The sequence below is a fragment of the Nocardioides sp. Z40_12 genome (genome assembly GCF_058215795.1).
This window is the reverse complement of sequence record NZ_JBZAJA010000002.1, coordinates 142485-166368: the sequence shown is the minus strand read 5'-3', so window position 1 is coordinate 166368 and position 23884 is coordinate 142485. Positions and strand designations below refer to the sequence as shown.

20 protein-coding genes are annotated in these 23884 nt (G+C 73.4%); 2 read left to right on the top strand and 18 right to left on the bottom strand.

What is annotated here, in order from left to right; all coding sequences use genetic code 11:
- Positions 1–2: 2 nt before the first annotated feature.
- From AC4BG9_RS03950 to AC4BG9_RS03915, 8 genes are all read right to left on the bottom strand, one after another.
- Positions 3–980, bottom strand: coding sequence for an endonuclease/exonuclease/phosphatase family protein (locus AC4BG9_RS03950; RefSeq protein ID WP_490569775.1), 978 nt, complete (start codon positions 978–980; stop codon positions 3–5).
- Between the two features lie 11 nt (positions 981–991).
- The gene (gene proB / locus AC4BG9_RS03945) at positions 992–2164 is read right to left on the bottom strand and encodes a glutamate 5-kinase (protein WP_490569774.1); all 1173 of its coding nucleotides are present in this window, start codon (positions 2162–2164) and stop codon (positions 992–994) included.
- Positions 2161–3705, bottom strand: a complete 1545-nt coding sequence (obgE, locus tag AC4BG9_RS03940; protein WP_490569773.1) for a GTPase ObgE — start codon at positions 3703–3705, stop codon at positions 2161–2163. The genes proB and obgE overlap by 4 nt, the downstream gene beginning before the upstream one ends.
- A gap of 95 nt (positions 3706–3800) precedes the next feature.
- Positions 3801–4055, bottom strand: coding sequence for a 50S ribosomal protein L27 (gene rpmA / locus AC4BG9_RS03935; protein ID WP_110181809.1), 255 nt, complete (start codon positions 4053–4055; stop codon positions 3801–3803).
- 39 nt (positions 4056–4094) lie between these two features.
- On the bottom strand, positions 4095–4397 hold the full coding sequence (rplU, locus tag AC4BG9_RS03930) for a 50S ribosomal protein L21 (protein WP_489966941.1): 303 nt from the start codon (positions 4395–4397) through the stop codon (positions 4095–4097).
- A 206-nt stretch (positions 4398–4603) separates the two neighbouring features.
- Positions 4604–7792, bottom strand: a complete 3189-nt coding sequence (locus AC4BG9_RS03925) for an Rne/Rng family ribonuclease (protein ID WP_490569772.1) — start codon at positions 7790–7792, stop codon at positions 4604–4606.
- A gap of 355 nt (positions 7793–8147) precedes the next feature.
- Positions 8148–8870 (bottom strand): TIGR03936 family radical SAM-associated protein, encoded by a 723-nt coding sequence (locus AC4BG9_RS03920; protein ID WP_490569771.1) that lies wholly within the window; start codon positions 8868–8870, stop codon positions 8148–8150.
- 18 nt (positions 8871–8888) lie between these two features.
- Positions 8889–10085, bottom strand: coding sequence for a winged helix DNA-binding domain-containing protein (locus tag AC4BG9_RS03915; RefSeq protein WP_490569770.1), 1197 nt, complete (start codon positions 10083–10085; stop codon positions 8889–8891).
- Between the two features lie 43 nt (positions 10086–10128).
- Between AC4BG9_RS03915 and AC4BG9_RS03910 the strand changes: the two genes are divergently transcribed.
- Entirely contained in the window at positions 10129–11256 is a 1128-nt protein-coding gene (locus tag AC4BG9_RS03910) for an endonuclease/exonuclease/phosphatase family protein (protein WP_490569769.1), read from the top strand.
- 13 nt (positions 11257–11269) lie between these two features.
- Here AC4BG9_RS03910 and AC4BG9_RS03905 read toward each other — a convergent pair whose 3' ends face one another.
- Positions 11270–13237, bottom strand: a complete 1968-nt coding sequence (locus AC4BG9_RS03905; RefSeq protein WP_490570213.1) for a TIGR03960 family B12-binding radical SAM protein — start codon at positions 13235–13237, stop codon at positions 11270–11272.
- Positions 13238–13355: 118 nt separating this feature from the next.
- On the opposite strand from AC4BG9_RS03905, the gene AC4BG9_RS03900 reads away from it, so the two are divergent.
- Positions 13356–14477: a calcium:cation antiporter gene (locus tag AC4BG9_RS03900; protein ID WP_490569768.1), complete on the top strand. Its 1122-nt coding sequence runs from the start codon at positions 13356–13358 to the stop codon at positions 14475–14477.
- Positions 14478–14543: 66 nt separating this feature from the next.
- Here the strand turns inward: AC4BG9_RS03900 and rodA are convergent, their stop codons facing one another.
- The 9 genes from rodA to AC4BG9_RS03855 all read right to left on the bottom strand — a co-directional run bounded on the left by rodA (position 14544) and on the right by AC4BG9_RS03855 (position 23841).
- Positions 14544–15743 carry a rod shape-determining protein RodA gene (rodA, locus tag AC4BG9_RS03895; protein ID WP_490569767.1) on the bottom strand — a complete coding sequence of 400 codons (1200 nt, stop codon included), beginning with the start codon at positions 15741–15743 and terminating at the stop codon, positions 14544–14546.
- Positions 15740–17860, bottom strand: a complete 2121-nt coding sequence (gene mrdA, locus AC4BG9_RS03890; RefSeq protein WP_490569766.1) for a penicillin-binding protein 2 — start codon at positions 17858–17860, stop codon at positions 15740–15742. Before mrdA ends, rodA begins: the two co-directional genes overlap by 4 nt.
- Positions 17860–18381: a rod shape-determining protein MreD gene (mreD, locus tag AC4BG9_RS03885; RefSeq protein ID WP_490569765.1), complete on the bottom strand. Its 522-nt coding sequence runs from the start codon at positions 18379–18381 to the stop codon at positions 17860–17862. The genes mrdA and mreD overlap by 1 nt, the downstream gene beginning before the upstream one ends.
- Positions 18378–19286 carry a rod shape-determining protein MreC gene (gene mreC, locus AC4BG9_RS03880; protein ID WP_490569764.1) on the bottom strand — a complete coding sequence of 303 codons (909 nt, stop codon included), beginning with the start codon at positions 19284–19286 and terminating at the stop codon, positions 18378–18380. The genes mreD and mreC overlap by 4 nt, the downstream gene beginning before the upstream one ends.
- The gene (locus AC4BG9_RS03875) at positions 19286–20314 is read right to left on the bottom strand and encodes a rod shape-determining protein (RefSeq protein ID WP_490569763.1); all 1029 of its coding nucleotides are present in this window, start codon (positions 20312–20314) and stop codon (positions 19286–19288) included. Before AC4BG9_RS03875 ends, mreC begins: the two co-directional genes overlap by 1 nt.
- A gap of 145 nt (positions 20315–20459) precedes the next feature.
- Entirely contained in the window at positions 20460–20873 is a 414-nt protein-coding gene (gene ndk, locus AC4BG9_RS03870; protein ID WP_490569762.1) for a nucleoside-diphosphate kinase, read from the bottom strand.
- Between the two features lie 57 nt (positions 20874–20930).
- The gene (locus AC4BG9_RS03865) at positions 20931–21335 is read right to left on the bottom strand and encodes a DUF4233 domain-containing protein (protein ID WP_490569761.1); all 405 of its coding nucleotides are present in this window, start codon (positions 21333–21335) and stop codon (positions 20931–20933) included.
- A complete protein-coding gene (locus AC4BG9_RS03860) occupies positions 21332–22912 on the bottom strand; it encodes a bifunctional folylpolyglutamate synthase/dihydrofolate synthase (RefSeq protein WP_490569760.1) in 1581 nt (526 codons plus the stop codon). Before AC4BG9_RS03860 ends, AC4BG9_RS03865 begins: the two co-directional genes overlap by 4 nt.
- Before the next feature lie 35 nt (positions 22913–22947).
- Positions 22948–23841: a GNAT family N-acetyltransferase gene (locus AC4BG9_RS03855; protein WP_490569759.1), complete on the bottom strand. Its 894-nt coding sequence runs from the start codon at positions 23839–23841 to the stop codon at positions 22948–22950.
- Positions 23842–23884: the final 43 nt, after the last annotated feature.

Below are 23884 nucleotides of genomic sequence, written 5' to 3'. Positions count from 1 at the left end.
GCCTACTCCCTGGCCACCTCGGCGACCAGCGCGGCGTGGTCTGAGCCGGGCACCGGGTGGGTGGCCGTGCGGGTCGCGGTCCACCCCTGTCCGACCAGCACGTGGTCGATCGCGACGACCGCGGGCGCCGAGAGGGGGCCGAGGCCGACCTCGCCCGCCGAGGGCCAGGTGGGCTGCCACCCGGAGCCGGCGACCTCCGCGGCGTCGCGCAGCCCGCCCGCGTCGAGCAGGTCGCGGAAGACGCCGTGGTCCGGCGTGGCGTTCAGGTCGCCGAGCAGGAGCCCGGGCGGACGGCCGGCCACCGCCTCGCGCAGCACCCGGTGGTCGCTGCGCCAGCCCTCGGCGTCCCCCATCGGCGACTCGGGGTGGGTGACCACCACCGGGACCCGCTCCCCCGCCACGTCGACCCGCACCGCGAAGGAGGTCCACTGGGTGGGGATCGCCCGCTCCCCCACCAGCGGGTGCCGGGAGTAGAGCATCGTGCCCTCCACGCCGTAGTCCGCCTCCCCGGCGTGGAAGGGCAGCTGCACGTTGAGCCCCGCCTCCTCCATCATCAGCAGCGCGTAGGGGGTGACCTCCTGGACCGCCAGCAGGTCGACGTCCTCCTCGGCGGCCAGACGCACCAGGTCCTCGGGGTCCGCGGACCCGTTGAGCATGTTGAAGGTCATCACCTTGAGTCGCAGCGCGTCCTCTCCCGGCTCGGGCTCGCCGCCCACGAACTGCGGTGCCAGCCAGCCCAGGTGGAGCACCAGCCCCACGACGGCGGGCACCCCGGCCAGCAGGGCCAGCCGGCGGCTGCCGCCGAGCCGGAGGTCGAGCGCGACCACGGCCAGGACCAGCAGGTAGGCGAGCACCGCCCAGGGGGCGAACGAGACCAGCCTGACCAGGAGCCCCTGGTCGGGCTGGAGCAGGCGCAGCCCGGTCAGGAGCACACCCCCGAGCAGGCAGGCCCCGGCCCCGGTCCGCAGCAGGAGGGTCACAGGCCCAGAAACTACTGCCTGGGGCCCGTCGCGGGGGGCGATCCGCCCAGACGCGGCTCCAGGAGGACGAGGTCGTCGCGGTGCACCACCTCGCGCTCGTACCCGGCGCCCAGCTCCCGCTTGAGCTCGTGGGAGGACTTCCCGAGCAGGCCCGGGATCTCGGCGGAGTCGAAGTTGACGAGGCCTCGGGCGACCGGGCGTCCCTCGGCGTCGGTCAGGTCGACCGGGTCCCCGGCCACGAAGCGGCCCGCGACCGCGGTGATCCCGGCGGCCAGCAGCGAGGCGCGCCGCTCCACGACCGCCCGTACGGCCCCCTCGTCGAGGATCAGCCTGCCCTGGGGCTCGGAGGCGTGCGCCAGCCACAGCAGCCGGGTGGGACGACGCCGCCCCCGGGCGTGGAAGAGCGTGCCGACGGCCTCGCCGGCCAGCGCGGGGACGGCGTTGTCGGCGGAGGTGAGCACCACCGGGATGCCGGCGCCCGTGGCGATCCGGGCCGCCTCCACCTTGGTCACCATGCCCCCGGTGCCGAGGCCCGCGGCCCCTGCGCTGCCGATCCGTACGCCGTCGAGGTCGCCCGCCCCGCGCACGTCGGCGAGCAGGCGGGTCCCGGCGAGGTCGGGGGGTCCGTCGTAGAGCCCGTCCACGTCGGAGAGCAGCACCAGCAGGTCGGCGTGCACCAGGTGGGCGACCAGTGCGGCCAGCCGGTCGTTGTCGCCGAAGCGGATCTCGGAGGTGGCGACGGTGTCGTTCTCGTTGACGATCGGCAGGGCGCCGAGCTCGAGGAGCTTGGCGAAGGTCTGGTAGGCGTTGCGGTAGTGCGCGCGGCGGGTCACGTCGTCGACGGTGAGCAGCACCTGGCCGGTGACGAGCCCGTGCCGGGCGAACTCCTGCTGGTAGTGGTGGGCGAGCAGGCCCTGCCCGACCGACGCGGCGGCCTGCTGGGCGGCCAGGCCGCGCGGCCGGCGGCGCAGGCCGAGGGGTGAGAGCCCGGCCGCGATGGCCCCGGAGGAGACCAGCACCACCTCGGCGCCACGGCCACGCACGGCGGCCAGCACGTCTGCGAGGTCTGCCACGCGCTGCCGGTCGATGCCGCCACCCGCACTGGTGAGCGACGACGACCCGACCTTGACCACGATCCTGCTCGCCTCGACGACCGCCGGGCGCAGGCTGCCGCCCTCGCTCATGCGTCGGGGTCGTCCTCTGCCCAGTCGGGGTCGTCGGGCGAGCCGATCTCGTACGAGCTGGGGCCGAAGCGCTCGGGCTTGTCCTGCTTGTCCAGCCGCCTGGCCACGTCGGCTCGGGTCTCGTTCTCGCCCCGCTCCTCCATCGCCGCGTCGATGTCGCGGCGGCGGGTGCGCGCCGGGCGCTGCTCGTCGAAGCGCTGGTCCTCGCCGCGGCGGCCCAGCATCTCGGCGCCGGCCTCGATGTCGGGCTTGAAGTCGAAGACCACGGAGTTGTCGGGGTGCCCGATCAGCACGGTGTCCCCGGCCTCGGCACCACGCTTGACCAGGGCCTCCTCCACCCCGAGCCGGTTGAGCCGGTCGGCGAGGAAGCCGACGGCCTCGTCGTTGCTGAAGTCGGTCTGGCGGATCCACCGCTCGGGCTTGGTGCCCCGCACCCGCCACGCGTCCCCGTCGCGGGTGATCTCGAAGTCGCCGCCGCCCCCGACCGCGGGCGGCCTGATGACGATCCGGGTCGGCTCCACGGCCGGCTTCTCGGTGCGGCTCCTGGACACGATCTCGGCCATCGCGAAGGTCAGCTCCCGCACCCCGGCCCCCGAGGCGGCCGAGATCGGGAAGACCAGCATGCCGCGCTCCCGCAGGTCGTCGATGACCATGTCGGCGATGTCGGCGCCGTCGGGCACGTCGATCTTGTTGAGCGCCACCAGGCGGGGCCGGTCCTCCAGCCCGCCGTAGCGGGCCAGCTCGGACTCCATCACCTCCAGGTCGTCGACCGGGTTGCGCCCGGGCTCGATGGAGGCGGTGTCGACGACGTGCACGAGGGCCGCGCAGCGCTCGATGTGGCGCAGGAAGTCGTGGCCCAGGCCGCGTCCCTCGGCGGCGCCCTCGATCAGGCCGGGGACGTCGGCCACCGTGAAGGTGGTGTCGCCGGCGCGCACCACGCCCAGGTTGGGCACCAGGGTGGTGAAGGGGTAGTCGGCGATCTTGGGCCGGGCCCTCGAGATCGCGGCGATCAGGGAGGACTTGCCGGCGCTGGGGTAGCCCACCAGCCCGATGTCGGCGACCACCTTGAGCTCGAGGTGGATCTCGAGCTCATCGCCGGGCTCACCGAGCAGGGCGAAGCCGGGGGCCTTGCGCTTGGAGGAGGCCAGCGAGGCGTTGCCCAGACCGCCGCGGCCGCCGGTGGCGACCACCATCTCGCTGCCGGCGCCGATCAGGTCGCCCAGCACGTTGCCCTGGGCGTCGGTGACCACCGTGCCGTCGGGCACCGGCAGCACCAGGTCGGAGCCGTGGCCGCCGTTCTTGTGGTCCCCCGCCCCGTGGCCGCCGTTCTCGGCCCGCCGCTTGGGACTGTGGTGGTACTCGATCAGCGTGGTGACCTGCGGGTCGACGCGGAGGATGACCGATCCGCCCGGTCCCCCGTTGCCGCCGTCGGGCCCGCCGAGGGGCTTGAACTTCTCGCGGTGCACGGACGCCACGCCGTTTCCGCCGCGGCCTGCGCTGACGTGCAGCGTCACGCGGTCGACGAAGGTGGGTACGGCCATGTGGAGCTCTCCTCGATGGGGGTGGAACACACGAAGGGCGTCCCCAGGTCTAGGGACGCCCTTCGTTGGAAATGTGTGCTGCGTGAAGCGTCAGGTCACTCGCCCGGGACGACGTTGACGACCTTGCGGCCACGACGGGTGCCGAACTCGACGGCACCCGCGACGAGCGCGAAGAGCGTGTCGTCGCCGCCGCGGCCGACGCCGCTGCCCGGGTGGAAGTGCGTGCCGCGCTGGCGGACGATGATCTCGCCGGCGCCGACGACCTGGCCGCCGTAGCGCTTGACGCCGAGACGCTGTGCGTTGGAGTCGCGACCGTTCTTGGTCGAGGCCGCACCCTTCTTGTGTGCCATGAGTTCAGTCCTTCGTGGATCGCGAGGGCGGGAAGCCGCTCAGACGGAGATGTCGGTGACCTTGACCTGGGTGTACTTCTGGCGGTGACCCTGGCGCTTCTTGTAGCCGGTCTTGTTCTTGTACTTCTGGATGATGATCTTGGGGCCCTTGGTCCGCCCGAGGACCTCGACGGTCACCGAGGCCTTGTCCAGGCCGGTGGCGGTGACGGCCTCGCCGTCCACCACCATCACGACGGGAAGGGTCACGGACTCACCGGGGGTGGTCAGGACCTGGTCGATCTCGATGACATCGCCGACAGCAACCTTCTGCTGCTTGCTGCCACTCCGCACGATCGCGTACACCGCGACTCACTCTCCTCGTCGGACTCGAACAGTCCATCAACAATCTCAAGACTCAGGGCACCCACCGCGCGCCGACGACTCGTGTCCGACAAAGGGCCACGACGTGCAAGCACACCAGCGGGAAGGTGTTGGGACACACCGAAGGTCAATACTACGGACGGGGGGACGTGCGCGCAAAACGCGGCCCGTCCCCCCGGCCGGTCGGGTCAGCGCTTGCGCGCGCCCTTCTTCTTGATCGGGACGTGCTCGACCTGGACGCCGTCGGCATCGTCGTCCTGGTCCGCCGGGGCCGCACCGGCACCGGCATCGGCCGACCCGGTCGTCTCCACCGCCGGCTGCACGGTCGCCGGCGGGCCGGCGGGCCGCGACGCCGCACGGCGGCGGGTCCGGGTGACCACCGTCGTGGTGGGCGCCGGCTCGGGGGTCGGCTCGGGCTCGGGCGTCGGCTCAGGCTCGGGCGTCGGCTCGGGCGTCGGCTCAGGCTCGGGCGTCGGCTCGGGCTCGGGCGTCGGCTCGGGCTCGGGCGTCGGCTCAGGCGTCGCCACGGGCTCAGGCGTCACCTCAGGCGCCGGCACGGGCTCGGGCGTCGGCTCGGGCTTGACCTCGACGGGCGCGTCGCCGTCGGCCGCCGGCGCAGCGGTGCGCTCCGCGAGGTCGGCGTTCTCCGGCTTGGCCATCGCGGCGACCACCTTGGGCGACGGCGCGGCCGGTGGAGCACTCGGCGGCGTCGGCCGGTCGGAGCCGCCGCCGGAGCCCTGAGCGGACTCCTTGCCGCGGCCACCGCGTCCCCGCCGGCCACCACGGCGCCCGTCGTCGTCGGAGGCCGCGGAGGACCGCGGCTCGACCGGCGCGCTCTGCACCACGACCCCGCGGCCCTGGCAGTGCTCGCAGTCGGTGGAGAAGGCCTCCAGCAGGCCGGTGCCGATCCGCTTGCGCGTCATCTGGACCAGGCCCAGCGAGGTCACCTCGGCGACCTGGTGCCGGGTCCGGTCACGGCCCAGGCACTCCACCAGTCGCCGGACGACGAGGTCGCGGTTGGACTCCAGCACCATGTCGATGAAGTCGACGACGATGATGCCGCCGATGTCGCGCAGCCGCAGCTGGCGGACGATCTCCTCCGCCGCCTCGAGGTTGTTCTTGGTGACCGTCTCCTCCAGGTTGCCCCCGGAGCCGGTGAACTTGCCCGTGTTGACGTCGACCACGGTCATCGCCTCGGTGCGGTCGATCACCAGGGAGCCGCCCGAGGGCAGCCAGACCTTGCGGTCCAGGCCCTTGGCGATCTGCTCCTCGACGCGGTAGGCCGAGAAGACGTCGCCCTGCTGGGCCGAGGCGTTGTCGCCCGGCTGGTAGCGCTCGAGGCGCTCGCCGAGGTCGGGCGCCACGTGGGTGACGTAGCCCTTGACGGTCTCCCAGGCGTCGTCGCCCTCGATGACCAGCTTCTTGAAGTCCTCGGTGAAGAGGTCGCGGACCACCTTGAGGGTCAGGTCCGGCTCTCCGTAGAGCAGCTGCGGGGCGTTGCCCTTGGTCTTGGCCTCGATGTCCTCCCAGCGGGCCTTGAGCCGCTCGACGTCGCGGGTCAGCTCCTCCTCGCTGGCACCCTCGGCGGCGGTGCGCACGATCACGCCCGCGGTGTCCGGGACGATCTCCTTGAGCAGCGCCTTGAGGCGGTGACGCTCGGTGTCGGGGAGCTTGCGGGAGATGCCGCTGGTGGTGCCGTCCGGCACGTAGACCAGGAACCGGCCCGCGAGGCTGACCTGGCTGGTCAGCCGGGCGCCCTTGTGGCCGACCGGGTCCTTGGTGACCTGCACCAGGATGCTCTGGCCCGACGAGAGCACCGACTCGATCTTGCGGGGCTGGCCCTCCTTGTGACCCAGGGCGGACCAGTTGACCTCACCGGCGTAGAGCACCGCGTTGCGGCCCTTGCCGATGTCGATGAAGGCGGCCTCCATCGACGGCAGCACGTTCTGCACCCGGCCGAGGTAGACGTTGCCGATCAGCGAGGTCTGGGACTCCCGGGCCACGTAGTGCTCGACCAGCACGTTGTCCTCGAGGACCGCGATCTGGGTCAGGTCCTTGCGCTGACGGATCACCATCACCCGGTCGACGGCCTCGCGCCGGGCCAGGAACTCGGCCTCGCTCACGATGGGGGCGCGACGACGGCCGGCCTCGCGGCCCTCACGGCGCCGCTGCTTCTTGGCCTCCAGGCGGGTGGACCCGGCGACGGCGGTGATCTGGTCCTCGGCGGAGCGGGTCTTGCGCACCCGGGTCACGGTGTTGTCCGGGTCGTCGGCCCCCTCGGCGGGGCCGTCCCCGCTGCGGCGGCGACGGCGGCGACGGCGCGACCCCGAGGACGAGGAGTCGTCGTCGGCGGCTGCGGAGTCGTCGTCGCCGGCGCTGGCGCCGTCGGAGCGCTCGGTGTCCTCGCCGTTGTCGTCGCTCTCGTCGCTCTCGCCGTTCCCGCCGCCCTCGGCGGAGTCGCCGGCCTTGCGGCGCCGGCGGCCGCCGCGACGACGGCGGCGGCGCGAGGGGGTGCCGTCGCCGGACTCCTCGTCGGACCCGTCGTCGTCGGCGGAGTCGCCGGACTCCTCGGCCGACCCCGCGGTGTCGGTCTCGTCGTCGGAGTCGGACGGGGCCTCGGTCGGCGCGTCGAGGACGTCGGTCAGCTCCGCGGCGGCGGCGGCCTCCTCGTCGTCCTCCGGGACCTCCACCACCTCGGGCGCCACCGGCTCGGCGACCTTCTTGGCCGCCCGGCCGCCGCGGCTGCGGGCCGACCTGGTGGTCCTGGTGACCTTCGGCGCGGCGGTGGCGTCCTCGGTGGGGGCGGACGCCTGGTCCGCCGTCCCCTGGTCCGCCGTCCCCTCAGCCGCCGCGTCCGCGGCCGGGGCGGTCGGCTGGTCGGTGCTCACCGGGGCCGCAGCCCGCTTGCGGGTGCGGCGGGCGGGGGCCTTGACCGGCTCGGGTGCCTGGAAGAGCGGCAGCGTGGCCGAACCGGTCGGCTCCGCCTGGGCCGGGGCGGCGTCCCCGGTCGGCTGGCCGGGCTCGTCCGCCGGCTGCGCGGCGGCGACCTTCTTGGCGGTGCTCTTGCGCGGGGCCCGCTTGGCGGCGGCCCTCTTGGCCGGCGCCGGGGTCTCCGGGGTCTCCACGCCCTCCGCGGCGGCGCCCGAGGCCGCCTCGGCCGGCGCCTCCCCGGCGGGGACCTCCAGGGCCTCCTGCCCGGCGGCCGCCTTCTTGGCCGTGCTGCGCCGCGTCGTGGTCTTCTTGGCCGCGGCGGCCTTCTTGGCGGGCGCCCTCTTGGCAGCCGCCTTCTTCGCCGTCCCCGGCGCGGCATCGCCGGCGGAGGAGGTCGGGGCGGTCGTCGCCTGCGTGGTGTCGTTGTTCTCGGTCTCGTCGAGCATGTGCGCTCCTCGACCGGTGCGCTGCACCGGTGTGTAGGACGCCGGGACCCGGATGCTCAGGATCCGCGACGCAAAGCCTTCGGTGGCAACGACACCCTCCGCGGGCGCGTCGGGGGATGTCCGCCGCGCACCTGCCGCGGTCGCCGGGCTGTGCCACCCCAAGTGTCACGGGTGCCACGTGGGCGGGCCTCTGTCACCGACTCGCCCTGGCCGCGTCGCGGTCTGGCGTCGACTTCCATCCTCCGTGCCGTCCGACGGGTGTCGGACCGGCGAGAACGTCGTCGGGTCCCTCTTGCCGACGTGTGCCGTCAGGAGCGACCGAGGCGAGTATCGCACATCGGCGGCTTCTTCACCGCTATGGCGCGGAGCGCAGCGGGTCGCCGATGACCCCGGTGAGCTCGTCCAGCGGCCCCTGCTCCAGCCGGGTGAGCAGGGGCGTGCCGGTGCCGAGCCCCTCGCCGTCGTCGGCGACCTTGGCCAGCGCACTCAGCACGTCGTCGGGCCGGACGGCGGGCACGCTGTGGCGCAGCACCAGCTCGAGCACCACCCCGGCGGGGCCGGGCTCGGCGACCAGCGAGAGGACCGCGCCGCGGGCGTCGAACTCCCGCAGGCCCTTCTTGGTCATCCTCTCGACCAGGACCTCCTCCTGGGCCAGGAAGCGTGCCACCAGGGGCTCGAGGTCGGCGGCGCCGGGCAGGCCGATGCGCCACCGGCTGCCGGTGAGCCGGTCGCTCAGCGACCCGCCCTCGGACTCCACCACGTCCAGCAGGTCCAGCCCCTCGGGCAGCGCCTCGTCGAGCTGGGCGAGCACGTCAGCCGGGTCGACCACCTGGGCGAGCGCGAGCTCGAGGTACTCCGCCTCGGAGGCCGCGCCGGTGGGCGAGGCACCGGCGTAGGAGATCCGGGGGTGCGGGTTGAAGCCCGACGAGTAGGCCATCGGGATCCGGGCGCGGAAGACCGCGCGCTCGAAGGCACGGCTGAAGTCCCGGTGACTGGTGAAGCGGAGACGGCCACGCTTGGCGTAGCGGATCCGGAGTCGCTGGACGGGAGGGGCTTGCTGCTCGGGCTGCTCACGCACGCCGCACACCGTAGCCCGTCACGGCAGCGGAGCCGACTTCCGCTGCCTGGCGGTGTAGGCGTTCGTGATGCGCACCCCACCCAGCCATGCGGTGAGCCGCGCCGCCTCCGCCTCCAGCCGGGACCGCGCCTCACGGCCCACGTCGTCGTGGAGCACGACCTCGACCACGCCCTGCTCGTCCTGCACCCAGCAGCCGACGATCCGGCCGTCCCACCAGGCGGTGGTGGCGCCGTTGCCGGCACTGTCGTAGACCCGCGGGCGGACGCCGGGGGCGAGGTGGAAGTCGCGTCCCTGCCAGCCCATCGTGGTCGGGTCCAGGGTGGGCAGCAGCGCGCCCCAGGGCTCCACCGGCGGCACCGGGTCGAGGTCGTCGGGCAGCAGCCAGCCGACGGCGCCGTCCTCCAGCTGCACCTGGGCGGCTCCCACGGACGCGAGGGCACCGCGCACCGCACGCCTGGTCGCGCCCAGCCACCAGACCAGGTCGTCCTCGGTCCCGGGACCGAAGGTCCACAGCCACCGCCGCACCAGCTCGGCGTACCCCGCCTCTTCGGGCCACGGCTCCGGCCGCTCGCCGAGCCAGCGCTCCGCGGTGCACCAGGTGGGACGGTGCTGCCACCACGGGGCCCCCACCTCCCCGCCGTTGGGCCCGGACATGAGCGCCCCCTCGGCGCCCAGCACGGTGGTCACGGGCGTGGCCAGCCAGATCTGCACCGCCCAGCGGCCACGGCCCCTGGTGATCCGGGCAGCCAGCGCCGGGACCTCGCCGCGGAGCTCGGGGACCGACCGGGGCGCCGGCCGGGCGCGCAGGTGGTCCAGCGTCGTACCGCGCACGTCGGCGAACCACGCCTCCCCGTCAGCGGCGAGACCTGCCGCCTCGACGTCCTTGGCCAGGCGCCTGCGCTCGGCCTCCGCGACCCGGGCGGCCGCGCTGCCCAGGACCGCCGGGAGCAGGTCGCGCGGCAGCACCCACTTGGTCCGCCGCATCGCCAGCTGGCTGACCAGGGAGCGGTCCTCGCGCAGGGCGCGGTCGACCTGCTCGACCGTGAGCCCCTCCACCCGCGCCCACAGCGCCAGGTGCACGCTGGCGGCCTCGGTGGCGTGCAGCGCGGTCATCGCGGTGGCGGCGGTGACCGGGTCGGGAAAGCGCGCCGCCGGTGCCAGGCCGTGGCGGCGGGCCAGTCGACTGCGTCGTTCCACGTCCGTCACGGTGCGCACGGACCTATCATGTCCTGGACGTCCCAGAGTGCTCGGAGCCCGGATGAACCGCTGGAGTAGCACCCTGCCCTGGGTGCTGGCGGCGGCGCTGGGCACGGCCTGCGTCGCCGTGCTGGGCGTGCTGGCGCTCGACCCCACGCCCGGGCCGGCCCAGACCGCGCTCGAGGCGCTGACCGGCCAGGAGCAGCGGCCCGACCCCACCGACGCCGCCTGGACGGCCGCGCCGAGCGCGACCCCCACCACGTCGGGGCCGAGCCACGAGTCCTCGACCCCCGAGCCGACCGCCTCGCCCGCTCCGTCCCCGAGCGGGTCGCCCGGCCCCCGCCCCGGCGACCCCCGCACCGCTCCGGTCCCCGCGCCCACGGTGCGCCCCCCGCTCGAGACGCCCGCCGAGACGCCGGGGCGGATCTGCGTGCCGATCCCCCGGCTGACCCCGCTGAAGGTCCTCACCTTCAACATCCACGGGGGGCTCGGCCCCCGCGGCCGCGACCTGCCGCGGATCGTGGCGGAGATCCGCGCGTCGGGGGCCGACGTGGTGATGCTGCAGGAGGTCGACCGGTTCCGGCCGCGGACCGGCGCGATCGACATGCCCGCGGTGCTGGCCGCCGAGCTGGGGATGGAGTCCGCCTTCGCCCCCAACGTCCGCTTCCCGGGCCGAGCCGAGTACGGCGTGGCGACGCTCTCCCGCCTGCCCGTCCTGGAGACCGAGCACGTGCTCCTTCCCAACGACCCGGGCAAGGAGCAGCGCGGGGTGCTGCGCACCCGCATCTCGGTGGGACCGGAGGAGGTCGACGTCTACAACACGCACCTCGACCACACCTCGGACCCGCTGCGCCGGCGGCAGGCCGAGGCGGTGCGGGGCCTCGTCGAGCGGGGCGGCGCGCCCGTCGTGCTGGGCGGGGACTTCAACGCCTCGCCGGTGACGGCCCCCTACGGGACCATCACCTCGGCCCTCTCCGACGCCTGGGTCCAGGTGGGTCAGGGCCGAGGCCCGACGGCGGGCCGCGCCCCGGGCGCGAGGATCGACTACGTCTTCGTCCACGAGGCGGTGATCCCCCGGGCCGCCCGGGTGCTGCCGAGCGCCGTCTCCGACCACGCCGCGGTCGGGGTCGACGTGCTGGTGGCCGGGATCAGCGGCTGCCAGTGGCTCTCCCGGCCGTTCACGCCGTAGCCGCCGGCTCGGGTCAGACGACGCTGAGCGGCAGCAGCTTCTGGCCGGTGGGCCCGATCTGGATCTCGGTGCCCATCTCCGGGCACACCCCGCAGTCGTAGCAGGGGGTCCAGCGGCAGTCCTCCACCTCGATGTCGGCGCCCTCGGCAGCAGCGAGGGCGTCCTCCCAGTCGGCCCAGAGCCAGTCCTTGTCGAGGCCGGAGTCGAGGTGGTCCCAGGGCAGGACCTCGTCGAGGTCGCGCTCGCGGGTCGTGTACCAGCCGACGTCGACGCCGGTGCCGGCCAGCGCCCGCTCGGCGCACTCCATCCAGCGGTCGTAGGAGAAGTGCTCGCTCCAGCCGTCGAAGCGGCCGCCGTCGCGCCACACCTCCTCGATGACCCGCCCGATCCGGCGGTCGCCGCGGGAGAGGAGCCCTTCGACGATGCCGGGCTTGCCGTCGTGGTAGCGGAAGCCGATGGCCCGGCCGAAGCGCTTGTCGGCGCGGACCACGTCGCGCAGCTGCTTGAGGCGCTCGTCGGTGGTCTCGTGGTCGAGCTGGGCGGCCCACTGGAAGGGCGTGTGCGGCTTGGGCACGAAGCCGCCGATGGAGACCGTGCAGCGGATGTCGTTGCGCCCCGAGACCTCGCGTCCCTTGGCGATGACCTTCTTGGCCAGCTCGGCGACCTGGAGGACGTCCTCGTCGGTCTCGGTGGGCAGCCCGACCATGAAGTAGAGCTTCACCTGCCGCCACCCGTGGGAGTACGCCGCCGCGACCGTGCGGATCAGGTCCTCCTCGGTGACCATCTTGTTGATCACCCGGCGCATCCGCTCGCTGCCGCCCTCGGGCGCGAAGGTGAGGCCCGAGCGGCGACCGTTGCGGGAGAACTCGTTGGCCAGCGAGATGTTGAAGGCGTCCACCCGGGTGGAGGGCAGCGAGAGCGAGACGTTGGACCCCTCGTAGCGGTCGGCCAGCCCCTTGGCCACGTCGGCGATCTCGGTGTGGTCGGCGCTGGAGAGCGAGAGCAGCCCGACCTCCTCGAAGCCCGACTTCCGGATGCCGTTCTCCACCATGTCGCCGATGGTCTTGATCGACCGCTCGCGGACCGGGCGGGTGATCATCCCCGCCTGGCAGAAGCGGCAGCCCCGGGTGCAGCCGCGGAAGATCTCCACCGAGAACCGCTCGTGCACCGTCTCGGCCAGCGGGACGAGCGGCTTGGCCGGGTAGGGCCACGCGTCGAGGTCCATCAGGGTGTGCTTGCGCACCCGGGCGGGGATCCCCGGGCGGTTGGGCACGACCGCCTCGATCGCCCCGTCGGCGCCGTAGGTCACGTCGTAGAAGCGGGGCACGTAGACGCCGCCGCTGACCGCCAGCCGGCGCAGCAGCTCGTCCCGGCCTCCCGGGCGGCCCTCGTTCTTCCACTCCCGGACCACCTCGGAGATCGCGAGCACCACCTCCTCGCCGTCGCCCAGCACCGCGGCGTCGACGAAGTCGGCGATCGGCTCTGGGTTGAAGGCGGCGTGACCGCCCACCAGCACCACCGGGTCGTCCTCGCCCCGGTCGGCGGAGTGCAGCGGGATGCCGGCCAGGTCGAGCGCGTTGAGCATGTTGGTGTAGCCCAGCTCGGTGGAGAAGCTGATGCCGAAGACGTCGAAGGCGCGGACCGGGCGGTGCGCGTCGACGGTGAACTGCGGGATCCGGTCCTCGCGCATCACCTTCTCCATGTCGGGCCAGACCGCGTAGGTCCGCTCCGCCAGGATCCAGTCGCGCTCGTTGAGCACCTCGTAGAGGATCTGCACGCCCTGGTTGGGCAGGCCCACCTCGTAGGCGTCGGGGTACATCAGGGCCCAGCGCACGGTCTCGCCGCCCTCGGACGACGCCGCCGCGCAGTCCCACTCCTTGACGGTGGAGTTGAGCTCGCCGCCGACGTACTGGATGGGCTTGGAGACCGACGGCAGACGCGGTTCGAGCAGGTGGAAGACGGACGCGACGTCGCTCGACATCTCCGTGCGGGTGTCGGTGACGTGGGACATGGGGGTGAACCTCTCGGACGGGTGCGGCGATCCTGACAAGCCTACGTGGATTTCAAGGCGGGACCCCTACTGCGGCTAGGTTTGTGCCATGAGTGCCTCAACGGTCCACGGCCGTTTCAACTGGACACTCGCCGTCCCCCCGCTGGCCCTGGCCATGCTGGTCGCGACCTGGTCCCGGCACGAGCACTGGGCCGTGCTGGTGGCGCTGGCCGTGGCGCTGGTCGGTGCGGTGGTCGCCGCCGTGCACCACGCGGAGGTGGTCGCCCACAAGGTGGGCGAGCCCTACGGCTCGCTGATCTTGGCCGTCGCGGTGACGGTGATCGAGGTCGGCCTGATCGTGATGCTGATGACCAGCGGCGGCGCCGGAGCCAGCACGTATGCCCGCGACACGGTCTTCGCGGCGCTGATGATCACCCTCAACGGCATCGTCGGCCTCTCCCTGCTGGTCGGCGCCCTCAAGCACCACCTGGTCAGCTTCAACGCCTCCGGCACCGGCGCGGCCCTGGCCACGGTGATCACGCTGGCCGGCGTCACCCTGGTGCTGCCCGCCTTCACCACCTCGGGCGTCGGCCTGGAGTTCTCGGCCTCCCAGCTGGCCTTCGCGGCGGTCGCCTCCCTGGTGCTCTACGTCTCCTTCGTGCTCACCCAGACGGTCCGCCACCGCGACTTCTTCGTCCCCGTCTCCAGCGACGAGCTCGGGCGCTTCACCGGCCTGCTCGACGCCGACGACGACGACCACGCCGACCCGCCCTCCAGCCGGATCACGATGCTCAGTCTCGGGCTGCTGGTGGCCTCGCTGGTCGCCGTGGTCGGCCTGGCCAAGCTGCTCTCCCCCACCATCGAGGAGGGGGTCCGGGGCCTCGGCCTGCCCTACACCGTGGTCGGGGTGGTGATCGCGCTGCTGGTCCTCTCCCCCGAGTCCATCTCCGCGGTGCGCAACGCCTCCCGGGACCGGGTCCAGACCAGCCTCAACCTCGCCTACGGCTCCGCGATGGCCTCGATCGGCCTCACCATCCCGACGATCGCGCTCGCCATGATCTGGCTCGACGGCCCTCTCGAGCTCGGCCTGATGCCGATGCAGATGGTGCTGCTCGCCATCACCGTGGTGGTCTCGGTCCTCACCGTCGTCCAGGGCCGGGCCAAGACCCTGCAGGGCACGGTCCACCTGGTGCTGCTGGCCGCCTTCATCTTCTTGTCGATGAACCCCTGAGCCCCGGGCCCGGGACGCCCGGGCGCCGGAGCACGTGACCGGGACGTCTCCGACCCCCGGTACGCCCTAGCGCTTGGAGAGCGCCCGCGGCGGGGAGAGCACCCGGGTGGGCAGGCTGGTGCTGTTGCGCAGGTGCACGTTCTGCAGCAGGCCGACGGCCAGCAGCCCGGCGAACATCGAGGAGCCGCCGTAGGAGACGAAGGGCAGCGGCACCCCGGTGACCGGCATGATCCCCAGGCACATGCCGACGTTCTGGAAGGCCTGGAAGCCGAACCAGCAGGCGATCCCGGCCGCCGCCACCCGGCCGAACATGTCGTCGGTGCCGCCCGCGATCGCCAGCGCCCGCCAGATCACGGCCGCGGTCAGCAGGATCACCAGCCCGGCACCGAGGAGTCCGAGCTCCTCCCCCACGGCGGTGAAGATGAAGTCCGTGTGCTGCTCGGGCACGAAGCCCGACTGCGTCTGCGACCCGTCGAAGAGGCCCTGGCCGAAGAGGCCGCCGTTGCCGACCGCGATGCGGGCCTGCTCGGTGTTGTAGCCGGCCCCCCGCGGGTCCAGGTCGGGGTTGGTGAAGGCCATGAAGCGGGCGAGCTGGTAGTCCTTGAGCAGGCCCCCGCTCACCGCCACGGCCGCGGTCGCGATGCCGCCGACCAGCAGGCCGGCCAGCCACCGGCGCGGAGCACCGGCCACCGCCAGCACGCCGAAGACGGTGGCGGCCAGGACCAGCATCGTGCCGAGGTCGGGCTGGGACATGATCAGGGCCGCCGGCAGCCCGGCGATCAGCAGCATGCCGACCACGTCGACCGACCCCACCGAGCGCCGCCAGCTGCCCTCGGTGCGCTCGGCGACCAGCAGGGCCATCCCGACCACCACGGCCAGCTTGGCGAACTCCGAGGGCTGGATCGACATGCCGGCCAGCTGGAGCCAGGAGCGGGAGCCGTTGATCGTGGAGCCCATCGTGAGCACCAGGACGAGCCCGACGATCGAGGCGAGGTAGACCAGGGGGGCCAGGATCCGCACCCACCGGTGGTCGGTGGCGGTGACCAGGATCAGCAGCACGACGCCGATGGCGACGTTGACCAGCTGCTTGCGCAGGTAGGCCGTGGAGTCGCCGCCGGTGAGCAGGTCACGGCTCCCGGTGGTGGACCACACCATCAGGGTGCCCACGACCAACAGGCCGGCCACGGCGAGCATCAGCACCCAGTCGAGGCCCGGCGCTCGCAGGGACCCCGCGACCCGGACGGATCCGGGCGCCCGCCCGCTCACCGCTTCCTCCGGGTGGGCGGCATGATCGTGCCGTCTGCCTGGAAGGAGGGCAGCCTCGCCGGCGGGACGACCCCGGGGATCGCCGCCTTGCGGGCGACGACCTGGTCGCCCTCGACGCCGTACAGCGTCTCCCAGACGGCCCGGACCGAGTCGCCGACGCTGCCGGAGCCGGTCCCGCCCTGGCTGATCATCATCACCACGGTGTAGTCCTCGGTGTAGGAGGCCACCCAGCCGGTGGTCTGCTTGCCGTAGACCTCCGCCGACCCGGTCTTGGCGCGGATCTGGACCTGGTCGAGGGGGAAGCCGATCAGCTTCCAGCTCATGGTGCCCCGGGTGGAGACCCCCTTGAGCGCCTCGTCGATGAAGGCGAGCTCCTGCCGGGAGGCCTTGACCCGGCCCTGGCGCTTCGGCGGGATCTTGCGCAGCACCGTGCCGTCGGGGCTGACGATGGCCTTGCCGACCCGCGGCTCCCACAGGGTGCCGCCGTTGCCGAGCGAGGCGTAGGCGCGGGCCAGCTGGAGGGGGGTGACGATCGTGTCGCCCTGCCCGATGGAGAAGTTCACCGCGTCGCCGGCGCGGTAGGCGAAGCCCTCCACGCAGAACTCGCGGGCGAACCGGTAGACGAAGTCGGAGGTGTCGGCGTCCTGGGGCTTGCCCGCGATGTCGCAGTAGTAGTCCTTCTGCGACTCGAAGTAGGAGCGCTTCCAGGCCCGGTCCGCGATCCGGCCGGGTGCCTCGCCGGGCAGGTCGATCCCGGTCTCGGCGCCGAAGCCGAAGTCCTTGGCGCCCTCCACCAGCGGGTCCCGGGCCTCGACGTCGGCCACGTCGGAGCCGAGCCGCTGCCAGTAGTCGTAGCCGATCCGGTAGAAGAAGGTGTTGCAGGAGACCTCGAGGGCCCGGGCGAAGCCGATGGTGCCGTGGGCGCCGGACTCGAAGTTCTTGAAGACCCGGTTGCCGACCTGGAACCCCGACGAGCACGGCAGCGTGCTGTCCATGCCGTAGCCGTTGCCCAGCGCCGCGGCGGTCATGAAGGGCTTCCAGGTGGAGCCGGGGGCGAACTGCCCCTGGGTGGCGCGGGAGAGCAGCGGGGTCCCCGCCTTCTCGGAGTAGAGACGGGCGAGGTCCTCCTCGCTGATCCCCCCGACCCAGACGTCGGGGTCGTAGGTCGGCTGGCTGGCCATCGCCACGATCCGGCCGGTCTTCGTCTCCATCACCACCGCGGCCCCCGCGTCGGCCTCGTAGGGCCGGCCGGTGACCTTGTCGACCTGGGTGCGCTGGTAGGCGATGGAGCGGGCGAGCTCCCGCTCCACCACCCCCTGGACCTTGGCGTCGATGGAGGTCACCAGGGTGTCGCCGGGGGTCGCGGCGATCTCGCCGTCGTCGCCCAGGACCCGGCCCATCGAGTCGACCGCGACGCGGCGGTAGCCGGGCATCCCCCGCAGCCACGCGTCGTACTCGCGCTCCACGCCCGCGCGGCCCACCACCGAGGCGCCGTTGAGGGACCGGTCGTCGGCCTCGCTGGCCCGGTCGAACTCGGCCTCGGTGATCGGGCTGAGGTAGCCCAGCACGTGGGCCAGGTTGACCCCGTGCGGCCGGGGGTAGGCGCGCACGTGCTGCTGCTCGGCGATCACCCCGGGGTAGTCCTCGGGCTGCTCGAGGACCCGCAGGGCCACCGACTGCTCCACGTCGGTCGCGACCGGCACCGGCTGGAAGGGCGAGCCGTTCCAGCAGACCCCGGCGACAGCCCCCTCCCGGCCGCAGTCGATCAGCTTGCGCTCGACCTGGCCGGGCTTCTGCCCGACGACCGCGGCGACCCGAGCCACCAGCTGGTCGCGCTCGTCGTCGGCGAGCTTGGCCAGCACGCTTCGATCGACCGCGACCACCCAGGAGAGGCGGTTGGCGACCAGCGGGCGACCCATCGCGTCGACGACCAGGCCTCGCTGGGGCTGCACCACGATGTCGCGCACCGACTGGTCGGCCGCCTGGGCCTGGTAGCCCTCGCCGTCGATCACCTGGAGGTAGTAGAGCCGGACGAACAGGGTGGCGAAGAGGGAGAAGACCAGCGCCTGCACCACGATGAGGCGCAGCCGGCTCCGCTCGGACCCGGTGACGGCCATCAGGCGCTCGCCCGCTCCCGCGCCGAGACGCCCATCGCGCCGAAGAGTCGCATGGTGAGGGGCAGCACGAAGGGCGTCAGCAGCAGGTCCCACAGGACCGCCACACCGATCACCGCCAGGATCTCCGGGACCGTCCCCACCGGCTCGCCGAGGAGCAGGCCGGTGAGCGCGAAGACCGAGGTGCCGACGAACGAGCAGGCGGCCACGCAGGCCAGCACGACGGGGGTCGTCGGGCGCGTGTCCTGGCGGACCCGGGCGGCCACCCAGGCCACGATCACCAGGGCCAGCGCCCACCGCCCGGCGACGTGGTCGGCCGGCGGGGCCAGGTCCAGGAGCACGCCGGCGAAGAAGCCCAGGGGCAGCGCGAAGGACGCGCCGCGGGTCAGGCCACCGGCGACCACCACCAGCAGGACCAGGTTGGGGACCACCCCCTGCCACGCCAGGTGCGGGAAGAGCGAGACCTGGAGGGCGAGAGCCAGGACGACGGCCAGCAGCCCGCCGAGGGCGCGGGTCGGGTTCATCCGATCCTCCCGTCGGCCTCGACCAGGGCGCGGTCGCTGGCGGTGCCCTGCGGCACGACCACGCCGACCACGTCGAGCGCGGAGAAGTCGACGAACGGCTCGATGACCGCCCGCTGGGACTGCTCCCGGACGCTGGCGAAGACGTCGGTCACCCGCCCGACCGGGACGCCGGCCACGTAGGGCCCGGCCCCGTCGCTGCCCCAGGTGACCACGGTGTCGCCCTGCGCGGGCACCACCTTCTGGTCGACCAGCTCGAGGTCGAGGGTCTCCTCGTCACCGCCGCGGAGGAAGCCCAGCTCCATCGAGGAACCGAGACGGCCCCCCACCACCGACTCCGCGTCGATGACCAGCAGCACGGTGGCGTGCCGGGCGGTGACCCGGACCACCCGCCCGACGAGGCCGTCGTTGTTGACCACCGTCATGTCGGGTCGCAGCCCGGCGTCGGCGCCGGCGTCGAGGGTGACCGTCCGGGTGAAGGACTGGGCGGGCCCGTAGGCCACCACCCGGGCGGGCACCAGGCTCCGTCCCAGGTCGGCGGCGGCCGCGGTCAGCCCCTCGAACTGGGCCAGCCGGTTGCGGTCGAAGTCACCGGTGGCGACCTGCCCGCGGAGCGCTGCGTTCTCGGCCTCGAGCTCGCGCAGGTCGCGGCGCAGGTCGTCCTTGTCGCGGAACCAGGCGGGGACGGCGGTGAAGGGACGCACCAGCGCCGAGGTCACCGACTCCACCGGGGCGAAGGCCTCGCCGACGCCGGCGCGCAGGTGCTCGACGGGCGAGTCGTCACCGGTGGACTGGTCCAGCGTCATCAGCGTCGCGGCGGCCAGCACCAGGGCGACGAGCGTGGAGCGTGGCGGACGGGACCCCTCGTCGAGGCCGCGCCAGCGGCGCTCCCGGTCGAAGGGCGCCATCATCTCCTCCGGGGGTCCGAGACCAGGACCTGCTGGAGCGCCTCGAACTCCTCCACGCACCGCCCCGCCCCGAAGGCGACGGACTCCAACGGGTGCTCGGCCACGTGCACCGGCATGCCGGTCTCGTGACGCAGCCGCTCGTCGAGGCCGCGCAGCAGGGCGCCGCCCCCGGTCAGCACGATCCCGCGGTCCATGATGTCGCCGGCGAGCTCGGGCGGAGTCTGGTCGAGGGTGGCGCGGACCGCGTCGACGATGTCGACCACCTGCTCCTCGAGGGCGTGGCGCACCTCGGAGCTGGAGACGACCACCGTGCGCGGCAGCCCGGAGACCATGTCGCGGCCGCGGATCTCGGCCTCGGGCTCCTCCGGCAGCGGGAAGGCGGAGCCGAGGGTCATCTTGACCTCCTCGGCGGTGCGCTCCCCCAGCATCAGGGAGTACTCCTTCTTCATCCAGGCCATGATCGCCTGGTCGAGGTCGTCACCGGCGGTCCGCACGCTGAGGCTGGTCACGATCCCGCCGAGCGAGATGACGGCCACCTCGGTGGTCCCGCCGCCGACGTCGACGACCATGTTGCCGGTCGCCTCGTGGACCGGGAGGCCCGCGCCGATCGCGGCCGCCATGGGCTCCTCGACGATGTAGACCCGGCGTGCCCCGGCCTGGTAGCCGGCCTCCTTGACCGCCCGCTGCTCCACCGCGGTGATGCCGCTGGGCACGCAGATGACCATCCGGGGCTTGGCGAAGTAGCGCCGCCGGTGCACCTGCTGGATGAAGTAGCGCAGCATCTGCTCGGTGGCGTCGAAGTCGGCGATGACGCCGTCCTTGAGCGGGCGGATGGCGGCGATGTTGTCCGGGGTGCGGCCGATCATCCGCTTGGCCTCGTGCCCGACGGCGAGCACCTCGCCGGTGCTGGTGTTCATGGCCACGACGCTGGGCTCGTCGAGGACGACGCCCTTGCCGCGCACGTAGACCAACGTGTTGGCAGTGCCGAGGTCGACCGCCATGTCGCGGCCGATGACGCTGTTCGCCATGCGCAGGTGCCTTCACTGGTCGTCACTGGGGAAGGGCCACGCGTGACGGAGGTGGCCTCGACTCAGCGTAGGGAGAAGGCAGCACCGATCACGGCAGGACACGCGCGCGGGGCGGCACCGCCGCGCCGCGCGGTGCCGGCGCGGCTCAGCCGGCGAGCTCGGGGAACCAGATCGCGATCTCGCGCTCCGCCGAGGCGGTGCTGTCGGAGCCGTGGACCAGGTTCTCCCGGTTGGACATCGACAGGTCGCCGCGGATGGTGCCGGGGGCGGCGTTGCGCCCGTCGGTGGCACCGTTGAGCGCGCGCACCACCTCGACGGCGCCGTCGCCCTCGAGCACCAGCGCGACCAGCGGCCCGCTGGTGACGAACTCGCGCAGCGCCGGGTAGAAGTCCCGCTCCACGTGCTCGGCATAGTGGGCGTCGGAGACGGAGGCGTCGATGGTCCGCAGCTCCATCGCGACCACGGTGAGGCCCTTGGCCTCGTATCGGGACAGGATCGTCCCCGCCAGGCCGCGCTGGACGGCGTCGGGCTTCAACAGGACGAGAGTGCGCTGGGTCATATGACCAGCGTAACCACCGACACCGGAACCGGACCCACGGCGTGGGCGTCGGGGCCCTCAGCCCTGGGGGTCGCCCGCCCGGTAGGCCGCCCAGGCCTCGGCGCGCTCCCGCTCGATCTTGCGGCCCAGCCAGTCCGCCGCGCCCCACAGCGCGGCGAAGATGCCGCCCAGCGCGAACATCATGGGGATCACGAAGCCCAGGCCCACCGCCGCCACCTGGACCACCCACCCGGCCTTGTAGGCCCACTCGGCACGCAGCATCCCGGCCAGCAGCAGCGAGACCACCGCCAGGCCCAGCCCGACCGTCAGGGCGGTGCCGACCGGCACGTCGGCGATGGTGACCATCACCGGCGTGGTGAGCCCCAGGGCGATCGCCTCCAGGCCCAGCACGGCGGCGCACATGCCGCGCCGCGGCGAGCGCTCGGTGTTCGGGGCGGCGGGGGTGGGGGTCTCCTCGCTCACGCCTGCTCCCCCGGCCAGTCGTCCTGCCCGTCCTGGCCGTCCTGGCCCTCGTGGCCGTCCTGGCTGTCCTGGCCCTCGTGGCCGTCACGACCGTCGAGGTCCCCGAGATCGTCCGGGTCGTCGTGGAGGTCGAGGTCGTCCAAGTCGTCCAGGACCGACGGGCCGACGCCCGCCAGCCGTCGGTAGCCCGCCGGCCCGTCGCGCCGGGGGCCGCTGCGGGGCACGGCCGGCTTCAGCATCGCCCGCGCCTCCCCCACGGTGACCACGGAGCCGGTGACCAGCACCGCTCCGGCGCCGACCGAGTCGCCCAACTCCTGGCCGACCTCGGCCAGGGTGGCCGCGCGGTCGATCGCGTCGGCCAGTCGGGGCACCACGGTCACCCGGTCCTCGCCGAAGACCTGCACCGCCACCTCGCCGAGCGTCTCGGCGCGCATCGCCCGCGGGGTCGAGGCCTGGGTGACCACCAGGTGGGCCAGGTGCGGCTCGAAGGCCGCGAGCATCCCCTCGTAGTCCTTGTCGCCCATCACGCCGATGACGCCGATCAGCGGCGAGAACGCGAAGGAGTCCTCGAGCGCGGCGGCGGTCGCCTCGGCGCCGTGGGGGTTGTGGGCGGCGTCGAGCACGATCGTCGGCGAGCGCCGGATCACCTCGAGCCGGCCGGGCGAGGTGACCTCGGCGAAGGCCGCCCGGACCAGCTCCTCGTCCAGCGGGGAGTCACCGAGCAGCGCCTCCACGGCCGCCAGCGCGACCGCGGCATTCTGCGCCTGGTGAGCGCCGTGCAACGGCAGGAAGACGTCGTCGTACCGGGCGCGGAGGCCCTGCAGGGAGAGCATCTGGCCGCCGACCCCGGGCACCCGGGAGACGACGCCGAAGTCCACCCCCTCGCGGACCACCGTGGCACCGACCTCGGACGCCCGCTCCAGCAGCACGGCCGCCACCTCGGGGGTCTGCTCGGCGAGCACGGCGGTGCTGCCCGGCTTGATGATGCCGGCCTTCTCGACCGCGATGGAGACGGCGTCGTCGCCGAGGTACTGGGAGTGGTCGACCGCGATCGGCAGCACCACCGCCACCTGTGCCTCGACCACGTTGGTGGCGTCCCAGGAGCCCCCCATCCCGACCTCGACCACGGCCACGTCGACCGGGGCGTCGGCGAAGGCGGCGAAGGCCATGCCGACGACCGTCTCGAAGAAGGAGAGCGGGTGGTCGGCGTCCGCGTCGACGAGGTGGGTGTAGGGGGCGACGTCGTTGAAGGCGCGGACGAATGCCTCGTCGCTCAGCGGCTCGCCGTCGAGGCTGATCCGCTCGGTCATCCGCTCCACGTGCGGGCTGGTGAACCGGCCGGTGCGCAGCTCGAGGGTGCGCAGCAGCGTGTCGATCATCCGGGAGGTGGAGGTCTTGCCGTTGGTGCCGGTCAGGTGCACCACCTGGTAGGCGCGCTGGGGGTCGCCGAGCAGCTCGGTGAAGGCCTGGATCCGGTCGAGCGACGGCTCCAGCCTGGACTCGGGCCAGCGCGAGAGCAGGGCGTCCTCTGCCTCGGCGAAGGTCTCGGCGGGGCGGGGCTGCGCAGACTCGGTCATGATGGGCCGAGTCTATGGCCTGGCCCGCAGGGCGCTCAGCCCGCCAGCCCTGCGAGGTTGACCATGTCGACCACCGGCTCGTAGCCCAGCCGTTCGTAGACGGCGTTCGAGGTCGGGTTGGCCTGGTCGGTGAACAGGCAGGCCCGCCACCCGTCGGCGAGGATCCGGCGGGAGACCTCGGCCACCGCCGTGCTGGCGTACCCGCGCCCACGCTGCTCGCCCGGGGTGTAGACCGGCCCCACCCGGGCCACCCCGAAGGCCGGCGGGTTGGCCCCGGTCAGGTGGACCACCTCGCCGTCGTCCTCCCAGAGCCAGACCCGGCCCGCCGCGATCCGGCGCCGCACGGAGGCCAGGTCCTCCCCGAGGTCGTAGTGGCTGCCCACGGGTCGACCCGCCTGCGCGTCGGCGTCCGCGGCGAACGCCTCGATCCAGGCCAGGCAGAGCGCCGCCTCCTCGGGGCGGGCCGCCCGCAGGCGTCCGGACGCCGGTCGGGCGGGCGGGACCAGGACCCGCAGCTCGAAGAGGCGGGTGTGCTGCTCGACCACCACGCGGCCGCCGGCCAGCCGCGCGGTCTCGTCGGCGAAGGCGCGTACGGCGGGCAGCGCCCCGTTGGCGCCCCGCACCTCCTCCCCCCGTGCGTGCAGGGTCCGGGCCAGCTCCCGCGCCGCGGCTCCCGGCATGGGCAGCACGAACAGCGGCCGGGGCGCGAACCGGGCGGCCCGCATCGCCGCGCCGGTGACGGCGCCCGCCTCGTCGCGCGCCACGACGTACCAGCTGCGCGGGTCCTGAGGGACCCCGTCGGCCACCTCGGCGGCCGCGCGGGCGGCGAAGGTGGCCACCACCGTGCTCACCACCGGCTCCGCCGCCAGGTGGTCGCTGGCCGCGGCCAGGAACGCCGCGGGGTCGTGGTGGAACTCCAGCCGTGTCATGCGCCGAGGGTAGGTGCCCCGCCCACCACCGGGAACTCGTTTA